Source organism: Kribbella sp. NPDC004138, from assembly GCF_053603655.1.
In genome coordinates this window covers 253609-267358 of sequence record NZ_JBSGFZ010000008.1, presented here as the reverse complement: position 1 = coordinate 267358, position 13750 = coordinate 253609, and the positions used below count along the sequence as shown (strand labels likewise).

The 13750-nt window shown below is 70.3% G+C and carries 13 protein-coding genes; 4 read left to right on the top strand and 9 right to left on the bottom strand.

All coding sequences use genetic code 11. The features are described 5' to 3' along the window. Positions 1-25 precede the first annotated feature (25 nt). The 4 genes from ACWEOO_RS14010 to mraZ form a co-directional block, all read right to left on the bottom strand. Positions 26-2011 carry a penicillin-binding transpeptidase domain-containing protein gene (locus ACWEOO_RS14010; protein ID WP_452143285.1) on the bottom strand — a complete coding sequence of 662 codons (1986 nt, stop codon included), beginning with the start codon at positions 2009-2011 and terminating at the stop codon, positions 26-28. 217 nt (positions 2012-2228) lie between these two features. Next, positions 2229-2861, bottom strand: a complete 633-nt coding sequence (locus ACWEOO_RS14005) for a hypothetical protein (protein ID WP_452143284.1) — start codon at positions 2859-2861, stop codon at positions 2229-2231. Beyond that, positions 2861-3826 carry a 16S rRNA (cytosine(1402)-N(4))-methyltransferase RsmH gene (gene rsmH, locus ACWEOO_RS14000; protein WP_452143283.1) on the bottom strand — a complete coding sequence of 322 codons (966 nt, stop codon included), beginning with the start codon at positions 3824-3826 and terminating at the stop codon, positions 2861-2863. Before rsmH ends, ACWEOO_RS14005 begins: the two co-directional genes overlap by 1 nt. Before the next feature lie 230 nt (positions 3827-4056). Continuing rightward, positions 4057-4488, bottom strand: a complete 432-nt coding sequence (gene mraZ / locus ACWEOO_RS13995) for a division/cell wall cluster transcriptional repressor MraZ (protein ID WP_130446673.1) — start codon at positions 4486-4488, stop codon at positions 4057-4059. 656 nt (positions 4489-5144) lie between these two features. On the opposite strand from mraZ, the gene ACWEOO_RS13990 reads away from it, so the two are divergent. Genes ACWEOO_RS13990 through ACWEOO_RS13980 form a run of 3 tightly spaced genes read left to right on the top strand, consistent with a single transcriptional unit; the run spans position 5145 to position 9700 of the window. Then, positions 5145-6050, top strand: a complete 906-nt coding sequence (locus tag ACWEOO_RS13990; RefSeq protein WP_359933779.1) for an AAA family ATPase — start codon at positions 5145-5147, stop codon at positions 6048-6050. Positions 6051-6053: 3 nt separating this feature from the next. Beyond that, positions 6054-7340, top strand: a complete 1287-nt coding sequence (locus ACWEOO_RS13985; protein WP_452143282.1) for a DUF58 domain-containing protein — start codon at positions 6054-6056, stop codon at positions 7338-7340. Next, the gene (locus ACWEOO_RS13980) at positions 7337-9700 is read left to right on the top strand and encodes a transglutaminase family protein (protein WP_452143281.1); all 2364 of its coding nucleotides are present in this window, start codon (positions 7337-7339) and stop codon (positions 9698-9700) included. The genes ACWEOO_RS13985 and ACWEOO_RS13980 overlap by 4 nt, the downstream gene beginning before the upstream one ends. Before the next feature lies 1 nt (position 9701). Here the strand turns inward: ACWEOO_RS13980 and ACWEOO_RS13975 are convergent, their stop codons facing one another. The 3 genes from ACWEOO_RS13975 to ACWEOO_RS13965 form a co-directional block, all read right to left on the bottom strand. Next, positions 9702-10136: a GNAT family N-acetyltransferase gene (locus ACWEOO_RS13975; RefSeq protein WP_452143280.1), complete on the bottom strand. Its 435-nt coding sequence runs from the start codon at positions 10134-10136 to the stop codon at positions 9702-9704. A 109-nt stretch (positions 10137-10245) separates the two neighbouring features. After that, entirely contained in the window at positions 10246-10647 is a 402-nt protein-coding gene (locus ACWEOO_RS13970; RefSeq protein WP_355689905.1) for a DUF3040 domain-containing protein, read from the bottom strand. A 232-nt stretch (positions 10648-10879) separates the two neighbouring features. Further along, entirely contained in the window at positions 10880-11623 is a 744-nt protein-coding gene (locus ACWEOO_RS13965) for a class I SAM-dependent methyltransferase (protein ID WP_355689903.1), read from the bottom strand. A gap of 174 nt (positions 11624-11797) precedes the next feature. Here ACWEOO_RS13965 and ACWEOO_RS13960 point away from each other — a divergent pair, with 174 nt between their 5' ends. After that, positions 11798-12157 carry a cupin domain-containing protein gene (locus ACWEOO_RS13960; RefSeq protein ID WP_359933410.1) on the top strand — a complete coding sequence of 120 codons (360 nt, stop codon included), beginning with the start codon at positions 11798-11800 and terminating at the stop codon, positions 12155-12157. Between the two features lie 59 nt (positions 12158-12216). Here the strand turns inward: ACWEOO_RS13960 and ACWEOO_RS13955 are convergent, their stop codons facing one another. Continuing rightward, positions 12217-13431: a DUF480 domain-containing protein gene (locus ACWEOO_RS13955; protein WP_452143279.1), complete on the bottom strand. Its 1215-nt coding sequence runs from the start codon at positions 13429-13431 to the stop codon at positions 12217-12219. Positions 13432-13483: 52 nt separating this feature from the next. Then, positions 13484-13732 (bottom strand): hypothetical protein, encoded by a 249-nt coding sequence (locus ACWEOO_RS13950; protein WP_452143278.1) that lies wholly within the window; start codon positions 13730-13732, stop codon positions 13484-13486. Between the last annotated feature and the right edge of the window lie 18 nt (positions 13733-13750).

The window sequence follows — 13750 nt, the reverse complement described above, 5'->3', positions numbered from 1 at the left end:
AGACTGTGTGTCACCAGGCTGGGCGTCACTTCCACGTCAGCGGGATGTTCGGCTGCGCCGCACCCGTCGGCGGTACGACGTACTTCTGCAACGCGTAGCTCATCACGTCTCGGAACACCGGTCCTCCTTGGAGACCACCACCCCGGGCACCCTGGGGATCGTGCAGTACGACGTACGTCACGAACCGCGGGTTGTCCGCAGGAGCGAATCCGGCGAAAGAAGTCGCCCAGGCGCCGTACTTGCCGGTCCCGGGAACGACCTGCTGGGCGGTACCGGTCTTGCCGGCCACCAGGTAGCCGTCGATCGCGGCCTGCGGCGCGGTGCCCTTTTTCGCGGTCACCGCCTCCATCATCGTGGTGACCTCCTTGGCCGCCTTCTCGCTCACCACGCGACGGGCCGGGGCGGTCTGGTTCGGGATCTTGGCGCCGTTGGCGTCGACGTAGTTGCGGACCAGCTTCGGCGGCACGTAGACGCCGCCGTTCGCCACCGCGTTCACCGCGGCGGTCTCCTGAACGGCGTTCACCGAGAGGCCCTGGCCGAACGCCACGTTCGACCGGGTCAGCTCGGGCCACTCGTCACCCGGCGTCAGCAGGCCCTTGGTCTCGCCCGGGAAGTTCAGGCCGGTCGGCTCGCCGAAACCGAAGTCGTGCAGGTACTTCACGAACTGCGCGATCGGCATCTTCTGCGCGGCCATGATCGTGCCGACGTTCGACGACTTCGCGATCACCCCGGAGATGGTCAGGTTCAAGGTGTCGTGCGACCAGTGGTCCTTGATGATCCGGCGCTGCACGTCGATGCTGCCGGGGACCTGCAGCTTGGTGTTCAGGTCGATGATCCCGGCGTCGGCGAGGGCGGCCATCGTGACCACCTTCTGCACCGAACCCGGCTCGTAGCTGCGCTCCAGCGCCGGGTTGTTCAGTTCGGACGCCTTGTACTTCGTGTTCGGGTCGAACGTCGGGTAGTTCGCCATCGCCATCAGCTCGCCGGACTTCACGTCCATCACGACCACCGTGCCGGAGCTGGCCTGGTAGTCCCGCACCGCCTTCTCGATCCGCTTCTGCGCGAAGTACTGCAGGTCGGTGTCCAGGGTCAGCTCGACGCCGAGACCGGGCTTCGGTTCCTGCACGGTGTGGTTCGCGTTCGGAATCTTGTTGCCCTTGGCATCGACCTCGTACATCGCCTGGCCGTCCTTGCCGGACAGCTTCGCGTTCAGGCCGTACTCGAGCCCGGACTGGCCCTTGCCGTCGGCGCCGGTGACGCCGACCAGGGTGGCCGCGATGCTGCCGTTCGGGTGGCTGCGGATCGGGTCTTCCTCGGTGTAGAGGCCGGCCAGCAGCGGCGCCTGCTGCTCCTTCGGCTTGCCCTTGTTCTGCTCGGCGATGGGCGCGTTCGCGGCCTTGATCTCGGCCTGGATCGCGGTCCACACGGTCGGGCTGACCTGGCGTGCGAGGTAGGTGAAGCGGCCAGTGCCGGACATCGCGGCGACCAGCGTCGCGGCCGTCGTGCCGGGGAGCTTAGGGGCCAGGATCGCGGCCAGCTGCTGGGCCACCGGCCTTGTCTGCTGCGGGTCCGCGGTGATCGCGACCGCGTCCTCGGTGACCGCGAGCTCGACGCCGTTGCGGTCGGTGATGGTGCCGCGGTTGGCGTGCAGGGTGAACGAGCGGGCATTCTCCTTGGTCGCCGCCTGCGCGTAGCTGTCCGGGTCCACGCCCTGGAGCAGCACGAGCCGCCCGGCGAACAGCGACAGCACGAACGCCATCACGCCGAACGTCATCCGCAACCGCAACGCCGGCCGCCCGAGCCGCAGCATCCGCGGCGGCTTCTTCACCCGGCGCTTCTTCGGTCGCGGCCGAGGCCTGTTCTGCGGCGGCCGCTTCTTCGCCGAGGCCGTCTTCTTGACCGGGCGCTTCGCGGTCTTCTTGACCGGGCGCTTGGCGGCTCCGGTCGGCTGAGCCCGCTTGCGAGCTGCCGGCGTACCACTGGAAGGCCTCTTCGCCGCGGCCTTCTTCACTGGGCGTGGAGCCGCCGCGGCCCGTGTGCGTTCCCGCTCTTCGCGGGCCTTGCGCAGGAGGCGTTCGCGGGTGGATTCGGGGCGGGGTGGGACAGTGCGACCACTGTCCGTAGCGGACGGACGACGGGGTTGAGCCTTGCGGGGCGGGTTGTCCCGGCCCGGAGCAGCACCACGCTTTCGTGGCGGCGGCTCGTTTCCCCGTCGGTCCGTCATCCGATCATCCCCGTGTGGTCGTGGCGGGCTTCTTCGTCGTGGCCGGCGGCTTGGTGGTACCGGCCGGCGGCTTCGTGGCGGTCGTGGGCGGCTTGGTGGTGCCCGGGTTGGTCGTCCCGGCCGTCGGCTTGACCGGCGTCACGGGCTTGACCGGAGTCACCGGCTTCACCGGCGGCTTGGCGGTCGCCTTGCCGGTCGGCGTCCCCGGCCCGAACATCGCCGTACCGGCGTCCGCCTTGCCCTCGGCCGGTACGCCGAGCACCCGTCCGTCGGACAGCCGCAGGAACACCGGGTTCGGGTTCGGCACCATGCCCATCCGCAGCGCGCGGTCGGACAGGTTCTGCGGCGACTCCAGCGTCCGGACCTGCTTCTCCAGCTGCTCCTGCTGGTCCCGGAGCTGATCGGCCTGCGAGCTCAGCTTGGTGATGTTGAACGTGCCGCTCTGCAGTTCGGTGTTCAGCAGCAGCAGACCGACCAGTCCGGCGGCCAGCAGCGACACCACGAAGATGACGAACGGCATCCGCGGCGGCCGGAACGGCGCGCCGTACACCACCCGGAGCCGCGGCTGCGGCTTCTTCGCCGGGCCACTGGCGACCGGAGTCACCCGCGCCTTCTGCGGGCTGAAGACAGTACTCATCAGGCCACCAGTCCCCTCTCCCGGATCCGCTCGGCCGCCCGCACGCGAGCGGAGGCGGCGCGCGGGTTCGCCGCGACCTCCTCCTCGGTCGGCCGTTCGGCGCCCCGGGTCAGTAGCTTCAGATACGGTTCGTGCCCGGCCGGGATCACCGGCAGGTCGTCCGGTACGTCGGACTTCGTGCCCGGCGCGAACGCCTGCTTGGTGATCCGGTCCTCGAGCGAGTGGTAGCTCATCACCACGATCCGGCCGTGCAGCGCGAGCGCCCCGAGCGCGGCGGGCAGCGCGCGGCGCAGCACGTCGAGCTCCCCGTTCACCTCGATCCGCAACGCCTGGAAGGTCCGCTTCGCCGGGTGCCCGCCGGTCCGCCGGGCGGCCTGCGGGATCGCGTTGCGGACCAGCTCGGACAGCCGGGCGCTGTTCGTGAACGGCTCGGTCTCCCGCTCGCGGACGATCCGGTCCGCGATCCGGCGGGCGAACTTCTCCTCGCCGTACTGGAAAAGGATCCGGGCCAGGTCGGCCGCGCTGTAGGTGTTGACGATGTCGGCCGCCGTGGTCGGGCCGGTCGGGTCCATCCGCATGTCGAGCGGCGCGTCCTGCGCGTACGCGAACCCGCGGTCGGCCTCATCCAGCTGCATCGACGAGACGCCGAGGTCGAACAGGATGCCGTCGATCGCCGCGACGTCGAGGTCGGCCAGCACCCGCGGCAACTCGTCGTACACCGCGTGCACGAGGGTGATCCGCTCCTGGTACGGCGCCAGGCGCTCGCCGGCCAGCCGCAACGCGTTCGGGTCCCGGTCGAGGCCGATCAGCCGGACCTCGGGAAACTGCCGCAGGAACGCCTCGGAATGACCGCCGAGGCCGAGGGTCGCGTCGACGACGACGGCGCCGGGACGCGCGAGCGCCGGCGCCAGCAGCGCGACGACGCGCTCCAGCATCACCGGCACATGCCGCTCCGCAGCGTCCATCTCGACCCTTCCCGTCGCCGCGGGGACGACCCTGCCCCCGCAGGTCATGTGGTGCGTAGACGGCCCGGAGACAGCACCGTCCGGTCAGATCGCGGGTACGCCTTCCGGGGAAGTACCTGTGGGTCTTGGCGCCGGGGAAGTGACGCCAACACTCCAGGTCGGAAGTCGGACCCGTGATCTCACCGGACGGTCGGTGTGTTCCAGTCCTCGCACACTGTTCAGCTTGATGATCAGAAGATCCCGGGCAGTACTTCCTCGGACAGGTCGGCGAACGCCTGCTCCTGCTCCGCGGAGTACCGGTTCCAGTTCTCCGTGTTCCAGATCTCCACCCGATTCATCGCCCCGATGACGACACAGTCGCGATCCAGTGACGCATAGTCGCGCAGCATCGGCGGGATGGTGACCCGGCCCTGCTTGTCCGGCATCTCGTTCGAGGCGCCGGCGAACAGCATCCGGAGGTAGTCCCGGGCACCTTTGTTGGTGATCGGGGCCTGCTTCAACTGCTCGGTCAGCTGGACGAACTCACGCTCCGGCCACACGGACAGCGATCGCTCCTGTCCACGGGTGATCACCAGGCCGTCGGCGAGCTCGTCGCGGAACTTCGCCGGCAGGAACAGCCGGCCCTTGTCGTCGAGCTTGGGGAAGTGAGTTCCGAGGAACACGCTCCACCTCCCCGTTGCGGACTTTCCGACTCAGGCGAGTGTTTCCACCACTTCAGTTCCACTGCGCTCCACCTTACTCCACTTTCCACCACCGTCAACCAACTTCCGCCCCGTTACGCCCCTGTGCCGCCTGAATTCACGCTCAGCGCCAGCGTGTCGCTGCCGGCTCAGCCGTCACCCCACCCCGCCTCCACAAGCCCCTGTGGAGCGAAGTGGAGGACGCAGTGGAGCAAAGTGGAGGACGGCAACGCGAAGTCGACTTTGGGCACGGGCCAACCATTCGGAGGCGCCGGAAACGGTTGGTCGGTGCTCAAGGTCGGTCGTCGCAGGTTCGTCGGATGAACTGTTCGCGGCCCGGAACCGTGAACCAGACAGCGGTTCGCAGCGTCGTACGCCCCGCACACTGCTTTCACCGCCCGTACGCTGGGGGGAAGACTTTTCCGACCCCGCCGTGAGGGCGTGCGCCGATGGACACCGAAACGCCAGGTAACGAAACTTCCGCGCCTCTAGGCCCGACCCCCGCAGCGGGACAGAATGTGTCGGCAGTCAACGAATGGGGAGGACACAGAGTGAGCAGCACCGCGACCAGCTCGCCGCTGGCAGGAGCCGGGGACTTCGACGAGCTGTCCGAGGTGGCGGGCCGAGTACGGCGGGCCATGGAACAGGTGATCGAGGGCAAGTCCGACGTCATCGAGGTGGCCGTCACGGTTCTGCTGGCCGAGGGGCATCTGCTGATCGAGGACGTACCGGGCGTCGGTAAGACGATGCTGGCCAAGGCGCTGGCGAAGTCGATCGACTGCAGCGTGCGACGGATCCAGTTCACGCCGGACCTGCTGCCGTCGGACATCACCGGCGTCTCGGTCTTCAACCAGGAGATCCGCGACTTCGAGTTCAAGCCCGGCGCGGTGTTCGCGAACATCGTCGTCGGCGACGAGATCAACCGCGCCTCGCCGAAGACGCAGGCCGCGCTGCTGGAGTCGATGGAGGAGCGTCAGGTCACCGTCGACACCACGACGTACCAGCTCGAGGCGCCGTTCATGGTGATCGCGACGCAGAACCCGATCGAGATGGAAGGCACGTACCCGCTGCCGGAGGCGCAGCGCGACCGGTTCATGGCCCGGGTGTCGATGGGCTACCCGGAGCCGGCCGCCGAGCTGCGGATGCTGGACGGCCACGCGGCCGACGACCCGCTGCAGAGCCTGCAGCCGGTCACCGACGGCCAGCAGATTCTGCGCCTGGTGAAGACGGTGCAGTCGGTGCACGTGTCGGAGTCCGTGAAGGAGTACGCCGTGGCCCTGGTCGGCGCGACCCGCCGCTCGCAGGAGCTCCGGCTGGGCGCCAGCCCGCGGTCGACGCTGCACCTGATCCGCGCCGCGCGCGCGGCGGCCGCGCTGGACTCGCGGGAGTTCGTGCTGCCGGACGACATCCAGGAGCTCGCGGTACCGGTGCTCGCGCACCGCGTGCTGCCGGCGGCCGAAGCGCATCTCGGTGGGCGCGGTGCGGCCGACATCATCTCCGGACTCGTGGCGAGCGTGCCGCTCCCCCGTACCCGCCGGGACTGAGACATGCGGCAGGCTTTGCGCGGACTGACCACCAGAGGGCGGGCGTTCGTCGCGGCCGGTCTCACGGCTTCGCTGTGCGCTCTCCTGCTCGGCCAAAAGGATCTGCTGCGCGTCGGCATCCTGCTGGCCGCGCTGCCGGTCGTGGCGGCGCTCGTCGTCGGCCGGACCCGGCTGCGGCTCCAGGTACGGCGCAGCCTCGCGCCGGACCAGGTGCCGGTCGGGACGCCGGCGACCGTCGAGCTGGCGCTGAGCAACCAGGGCCGGATGCCCGCGGGGCTGCTGCTGCTCGAGGACCGTATTCCTTATGTACTGGGCCACCGCCCGCGGTTCGTCGTCGACCGGGTCAGCCCGAACTGGCGCCGGACCGTCACGTACCCGGTCAAGTCCGACGTCCGCGGCCTGTTCCAGGTCGGCCCGTTGATGCTGACGGTGGCCGATCCGTTCGGGCTGGTGGAGACGACCCGGACGTTCACCCGCAGCCAGCACCTGCTGGTCACGCCGCGGGTCTACAAGCTGCCCGAGGTCCGGCTCGGCGCGGACCGCGCCGGATCCGGTGAGAACCGGCCGCGGGCGATCGCGGCCGCCGGCGAGGAGGACGCGACGGTCCGCGAGTACCGCGACGGCGACGACCTGCGCCGGGTGCACTGGCGGTCGACCGCGCGCCGCGGCGAGCTGATGGTCCGCCGTGAGGAGCAGCCCTGGCAGAGCCGGTGCGCGCTGTTCCTGGACGCACGGACGATCTCGCACCACGGGCACGGCCCGTCGTCCAGCCTGGAGTGGGCGGTCAGCGCGGCCGCGTCGATCGGTATCGACCGGATGCGGCGCGGCTATGTCACCACGATGCTCGGCGGGCCGACCACGCTGTCGGCGATCACGCACCGGTCGTCCGCGGCAGTGCACCAGCCGCTCACGCAGCAGCAGCTGCTGACCGAGTGCGCGACGGTCGAGGAGCACAAGTACGCCGAGCTCGGCCCGTTGCTGACCGTCGATCGGCACGCGCAGGACCCGAGCCTCGTGATTGCCGTCGTCGGCGCCTGCGGCAGTGAGGACATCACCGCCCTGAACCGCTGGCGGACCAGCCAGGCGACCGGTGTCGCGCTGGTGCTGGACGCCGCGAGCTGGGCGGTCGGCGCCGAGGCGACCGAGAAGGCGGCCCGGCTGACCGCCGCCACGGACGCCACCGAGAACGAGCTGCGCCGGAACGGCTGGCGAGTCGCCAGAGTCCGCCGCGGCGACCACCTCCCGACCGTATGGTCCGGGCTAGGCCTACGAAGCGGACGAATCGCATGACAGGACACGCCAGGATCTCGCTCGCCGCCTGGGGCGCGACCGTGCTGGGGGCGATGGTCCTCACGCCGGTGTTCTCCGGCCCGTTCCTGTTCATCAGCGCATTCCTGTGCGCGCTGGTGACGGGGGTCGGCGTCCTGCTGCAGAACCTGCGCGCCCCACGCATCGTCGTACCGATCGTCCAGCTGGTGGTGCTGGTCGAGCTGCTGTCGCTGTTCTTCCTGCACGACACGATGAAGTTCGGGGTGCTGCCGCTGAAGGCGACGGCGCTCGAGTTCAACGCGCAGATGGTCGACGCGATGGACTCGATCAACCGGTTCAGCGCGCCGCTGCCCCAGGACTCGCATCTCACGCTGTTCGCGGTGTCGGTGATCGCGGCCGCCGGATTCCTGATCCACGTGATCGCCGTCCAGCTGCGCCAGGCCGCCTGGTCCGGGTTGCTGCTGCTGATCATGTACACGGTGCCCGCCGCGACCGTGCACGGCGGGCTGCCGTGGCTGCTGTTCATCCCGCCCGCGATCGGGTACATCCTGCTGCTGTCGGCCGAGGGCCGCAGCCGGCTGAGCCGCTGGGGGCGCCGGATCTCGGGCGTCTCGCATCTCGACGCGGCCGAGCCCGTCGAGGCGTCGGCGCTCGGGCAGGCCGGCCGCCGGATCGGGCTGACCGTGGTCGCGATCGCCGCCCTGCTGCCCGCGCTGCTGCCGACGCTGCCGGAAGGTGTGATCGGCAACGGCCTGGCCGGCGGCGGGAGCGGCAGCGGGATCGGGGCGAGCATCTCGTCGACCGACCCGATGCTGGACATGGGCAAGAACCTGAAGCGCGGCGACAACGTCGTGGCGCTCACCTACAAGGGCGGCCCGACCGGCGGCACGTACCTGCGGCTGACCGCGCTCGACCTGTTCGACGGCAACACCTGGCGGATCGCGCCACGCTCCCCCGGGCAGAAGCTCAGCGGCGGCGACCTGACCCCGCCGCCCGGCTACTCCGGCGACCTGTCGAAGGTGCAGCAGACCTCGATGGAGATCGACGTCACCCGGACGTTCCGGTCCCAGTTCGCCCCGGTTCCGTACCCGCTGCGCTCGATCTCGCTGAAGCGGGACTGGCGCTACGACGCCGGCTCGCTGGACGTGGTCTCGTCGAACGGCTCGATCGTCGGCGGCAAGAAGTACAAGCTGACGTCGTACGACGTGCAGCCGAGCCCGGAGCAGCTGCACGACGCGATCACCACCAGCGCGCCCGACCAGTACACGTCGGTCGTGCCGCAGCGAACGCCGGCCGACATCAGGCAGAAGACGTACGAGATCACCGCCGCGGCCAAGGACAACAAGTTCGAGGCGGCCGTCCTGATCCAGAACTGGTTCCGCAGCGGCGGCGGCTTCACCTACAGCACGCAGAACGCCAAGGGCAGCGGTATGGCGGCCCTCGAGGAGTTCCTGCTGACCAACAAGGAAGGGTACTGCGAGCAGTTCGCCACCGGGATGGCCCTGATGGCCCGGATCATCGGGATCCCGTCCCGGGTCGGGATCGGCTTCCTGCCCGGCACCGCCGGCAAGGACGGCGACTACACGGTCCGGATGCACGACATGCACGCGTGGCCGGAGCTGTACTTCCAGGGCGTCGGCTGGGTCCGGTTCGAGCCGACGCCGTCCGCGCGGGTCTCGGCCACGCCGAACTGGACGATCGCCGCCACCGAGAACCCGACCAACCCGACGACCGCGCCGACCAACGTGCCGACCACGCCGGGCGACCGGGAGACCCCCGGTGTCACCCGCCCGCGGAACGACCCGAACCTGCCGAACGACAACGGCTCCGTGATCGTTGACTCCGGCAACTGGTTCACCAACGGCGGCGGCAAGGCGATCGCGGCCGGCCTGGGCGTCGTCCTGCTGCTCTGCGTCCCCTGGCTGATCCGCACGCTGACCCGGCGCCGGCGCTTCCTGCGGCCACCGGGACGGGCCGCGGCCGAAGGGCTGTGGGCGGAGATCCGGGACACCTCGCGCGACCTCGGCCTCGACTGGTCCGACATCGCGACGCCGCGGCAAGCCGGTCAGTGGCTGGTGTCCAAGCTCCCCGAGGAGAACCACGGCGCCGCACGCCGGCTGGCCCGTGGGATCGAGGCGCTGCGGTACGCCGAGGACACGCATCGCGAACTGGACCTGCGTGCGGATGCGGCCGCCGTACGCGAGGCGCTCTGGTCCCAGGCCCGGCTCCGCCGGCGTTGGCGGGCGCGGCTGCTGCCGCCGTCGTGGCGCTGGTACCTGAGCCGTGGCACCACCGAGGCGTCCGACCTGCTCGACGATTTCGACCTGCTCCTGGCCCGGCTCCGCTCGCTGATCCTTCCGAAGCGCCCGCGCACCAACTGACTCACAGCGGGATCTGGTAGAGGATGAACCCCCGGTTCTCGGCCACCTGGTCGTAGAGCCGGCGGGCGGTCGCGTTGGATTCGTGCGTCGACCAGTACACGCGCCCGCACGCACGGTCGCGGGCCCAGTCGGTGACGGCTTCGATGAGTGCCCGCGCCACACCCCGGCCGCGGGCCTCGGGCGCGGTGAACAGGTCTTGCAGATAGCAGGAGTCCGGCGCCGTCGTGCTCGCGTGCGTCAGGAAGTGGACGATGCCGACCAGGTGCCCGTCCAGGCGGGCGCCGAGCGCGTGGATCTCCTCGTCACGCTGGAACCTGGTCCACGCCTGCTCGAAGAACTCGTCCGGCATCGTGCGGCCGTAGAACTCGTTGTAGCCGGCGAACAGGGTCTGCCAAGCGGCACGGTCAGTGGATTCCAGGCGTCCGATAGTGAGCATGGGACGAACGGTGTCACGCCGGAGGGCCGAGAAACGACCGCACCCGTCCCACCAGGGCACGGGTGCGGTCGAAAGGTCTCGAGAAGGGTCGAGCGGTGCTCGAAAGCGGTCAGAGATCCTCGTCGCGGCGGCGGCGCCAGCGGTCTTCCATACGCTCCATGAAGCTGCCGGACGAGTCGTGCTTGGTCCGGTGCCGCTTCGTCGGCGGCGGCGGCGGGATGTCGTCGGACTCCCCCGCGTTGCTGATCCGCTTCATGCTCAGCGCCGCGACGTACAGGCACGCCACCATCATCACGAAGCCGATGACTCCGATGATGGTGTTGGGAATGATCGCGCCGGTCATCAGCACCGCGATGCCCAGCACGAATCCAACGCCGGCAAGCACTGCCCGGCGCTTGTAGTACAAGCGCACATTGGTCCCACGCATGGCGGAAACGAACTTCGGGTCTTCCGCAGCAAGGGCACGTTCGAGCTGCTCGAACTGGCGCTGCTCTTCTTCCGAGAGGGGCACCGTCGATCCCTCCATGATGAGCGCGATCTCGATAGGCCGCCTCCAGTCTAGGCCGCGCCCGCGTCACACGAAACCCTGACCGGCTGTCCAGCGCGTCACGGTCCCGCAACTGCCCTGGCCAGACCGGTCCCAAACCTGTGTCCTTCGGCGTGTCGCTCACAGCCGGTTCACAGCTAGCGTCCGCCCCGCGCGCCGGAGGTAGTGCTCTCGTCACCCTCCGTCGCAGCGCCGGTCAGCGCGTGGCGAGGATGTGCAGCTGCGTCGCCAGCGCGCGGAACGCCGGGTGCTGGCTGGCGGCACGCTCCAGCTCGGCCAGGGAGTCGGCCGCGCCCGGCTCGGAGTCGACGAACGCCGACGGCACCAGGTCCGCGAACGTCCGGACGCCGTGCACGGTGTGGACCATGAATCCGGCGTCCGCCAGCTGCCCGGTGATCCCCGCCTCGTCGAACCGCCGCGGCATCGGGTCGGTCGCACCCCAGCGCCCGTCCGGGTCCTGCAGCGCGATCCGCGCCTCGGCCAGGTGACCGGCGAGCGCCCGCGCCAGGACGACGGCGTTGCGCTGGGCAACCAGCAGACTCAGTACGCCGCCCTCGCGCAGCACCGAGGCCATCGCCTGCAACGCCTGGACCGGGTCGTCGACGACCTCCAGCACCCCGTGGCACAAGACGGCGTCCGCGCTTGACTCCCCCGCCAAGCCGGGGAGCTCCGCGGCGTCGCCCTGGACACCGCGGACCAGCTCACTGACGCCTTCGTCGCGGGCGCGGCGCTCGAGTGAGGCCAGCGCGTCCGGGCTCGGGTCGACCACCGTCACCCGGTGCCCCTCGACCGCCAGCGGAACGGCGAAGCCGCCGGTCCCGCCGCCGAGATCGACGATGTCCAGCCCGGCGCCGGGGTCGGTCCGCTCACGTCCCGCCAACGCCACGCGCAGCGCCTCGCCCACCAACGCCGTCCGTACGCTGCGCCGCCGATCCACCATCAACCCTCCAGCCGGTCCCCCATCGCCACCCCACCGCGCCACACCCTACTTCCACCGGCCCCGCGGTCTGCCCGCCGCCCGTCGTAACCGGTCCTTAAGTCCCCGGATCTGTCGCCGGAGCGGGGATCGGCGCACTCTCGGCACCAGGGGAGATGCGATCACCAGGGAGGGATCATGGCCATCTTCAGCAAGTCCTTCGACGAGCCGGACGAGCGACGCGCACCGGACAAGACGAGCGTCGACGTCGTGAAGCTGCCGGGCGCCAGTGTCGCCCGGATCACCTTCCAGCCCGGCTGGCGCTGGTCCGAGTGCATCCGTCCGGTCATCGGCGGCGACTCCTGCCAGGTCCGCCACGTCGGAACCCTGCTCTCCGGCGAGATGGAGGTCGTCCACGACGACGGCACCAAGGCGCGGCTGCTGCCGGGCAGCGCCTACGTCATCGAACCCGGGCACGACGCGTGGGTCGTCGGCGACGGCCCGGCGGTCGGCCTGGAGTTCGAGTCGCTGTCCGCGGAGACGTACGCCAAGGCCTGACGCAGCGGCCGATCCGGCTGAGGCAGCATCGGAGGGGTTGCTGCCTCACCCGGGCTCGCCTAGTGCGACGGTGTCCGGCCGATGACGTACAGGCGGCGGGTGGTTTCGGCGCGGGCGGCGATGGGACCGCGCAGGTACCACTCGATGTCGGTGAGGCCTGCGGCTTCGGCCACGCCGACGACGTACGCCGGATCGTGGAGGACGTAGTCGAGGCTGACCTCGTGACCGAGCAGCTCGTCGACGTGCCGGACCTCTTCGCCGGCGTGGAGTGCGAGGACCAGCCAGCCGCCGGGATCGAGCGGACGCGTCAGCGCGGTGATCGCGCCGGGCAGCTCGGACGCGGCCAGGTGGATGAGCGAGTACCAGCCGAGGACCGCGGCCCAGCCGGAGCTCGCGGGCGGCCGGCCGAGCCGGCGCAGGTCGCCGACCTCGAACTGCAGGTGCGGGAACCGCCGGCGGGCCTCGGCGATCATCTCGGGCGCGAGATCGATGCCGGTGGCGTCCGCGCCCCGGTCGGCCAGGTACGCCGTCACGTGCCCCGGCCCCGTGCCGACCTCCACCACCGGGCGGCCGTTGGCGTGGGCAACCACCCGGTCGAGCAGCCACCGCTCGAACGGCAACGCGTCCAGCTCGTCGAGCAACTCGTCCGCATACGTCCCCGCAACGGCGTCGTACGCCGAGCGCACCCGGGCGTCACGCTCGTCCGCTCCGTCGGCGATCACCGTGTCCCGGTCGACACTCTCGACGGCGACGGCGGCCTCCGCCTCGGGCACCGGGCCGAGGAGGTGGACCCAACGACGGTCGTGCTGACCGACACGACGCTCCAGCTCCCGCACCAGCGGGTCGGGTCGCGCCGCCATCCGCTGCAGGCACGCCTCGACGTCGTTGCGGTCCTCGAACTTGTGCAGCCGCTCGGCCCGCGTCCGCAGCTCGCCCGGTGCTTGCGCCCCGCGGAGCAGCAACACGGTGATGAGCGCCCGCTCGTCCGCTGCGAGCTCGAGCCTCTCGTCGAGGATCTGGTGGTACTTCAGCGTGCGCCGTCCGACATCCACCCAGACGATCCGCAGCAGCTCGCGGTCCCGCAGCGCCCGCGCGACCCGCTCCACCGTCCCCTGGTCGTAGTCGACCACCGGATCCCGGTTACTGGTCTGGTTGCACGCCGTCCGCAGTGCGTTCGCCGTCAACGGGTACGACGCCGGCACCGTGACCTGCTTCTCCAGCAGGCTCCCGAGAACCCGCTGCTCCTCGACATCCAACACCGGAAGTCCACTCACCCCGCCGACCCTAGACGCTGCCCGGCCGACGGATGAACATCTTTCGGCCGACTCAGCCGGGTTGGTAGGTGTCGGGCAGGATCAGGGGCTCGAAGGCGGTGCCGTTGCAGGTCGGGCAGAGGATGTCGGCCTGGAGGCCGGAACCCGCGCACTGCGTGCACAGGCCGTCGTGCCAGGAGTCGCCGGACAACGCCTGGTGGGGACGTGGGTAGTGCGTGTCCGGCAGGTAGCACTCGGCACCGGTGAGGGCGTGGACACGACCACACAGGTCCTTGCCGAGGCCTCGGGAGGGTTCGCTCACGGTCGGGATCTCCTCAAC

Bases quoted from the DNA above. Each gene is read 5' to 3' on its own strand.
- ACWEOO_RS14005 (WP_452143284.1), bottom strand. From the start codon at position 2,861: ATGAGTACTGTCTTCAGCCCGCAGAAGGCGCGGGTGACTCCGGTCGCC.
- rsmH (WP_452143283.1), bottom strand. From the start codon at position 3,826: ATGGACGCTGCGGAGCGGCATGTGCCGGTGATGCTGGAGCGCGTCGTC.
- ACWEOO_RS13990 (WP_359933779.1), top strand. From the start codon at position 5,145: ATGGAACAGGTGATCGAGGGCAAGTCCGACGTCATCGAGGTGGCCGTC.
- ACWEOO_RS13985 (WP_452143282.1), top strand. From the start codon at position 6,054: ATGCGGCAGGCTTTGCGCGGACTGACCACCAGAGGGCGGGCGTTCGTC.
- ACWEOO_RS13980 (WP_452143281.1), top strand. From the start codon at position 7,337: ATGACAGGACACGCCAGGATCTCGCTCGCCGCCTGGGGCGCGACCGTG.
- ACWEOO_RS13975 (WP_452143280.1), bottom strand. From the start codon at position 10,136: ATGCTCACTATCGGACGCCTGGAATCCACTGACCGTGCCGCTTGGCAG.
- ACWEOO_RS13965 (WP_355689903.1), bottom strand. From the start codon at position 11,623: ATGGTGGATCGGCGGCGCAGCGTACGGACGGCGTTGGTGGGCGAGGCG.
- ACWEOO_RS13960 (WP_359933410.1), top strand. From the start codon at position 11,798: ATGGCCATCTTCAGCAAGTCCTTCGACGAGCCGGACGAGCGACGCGCA.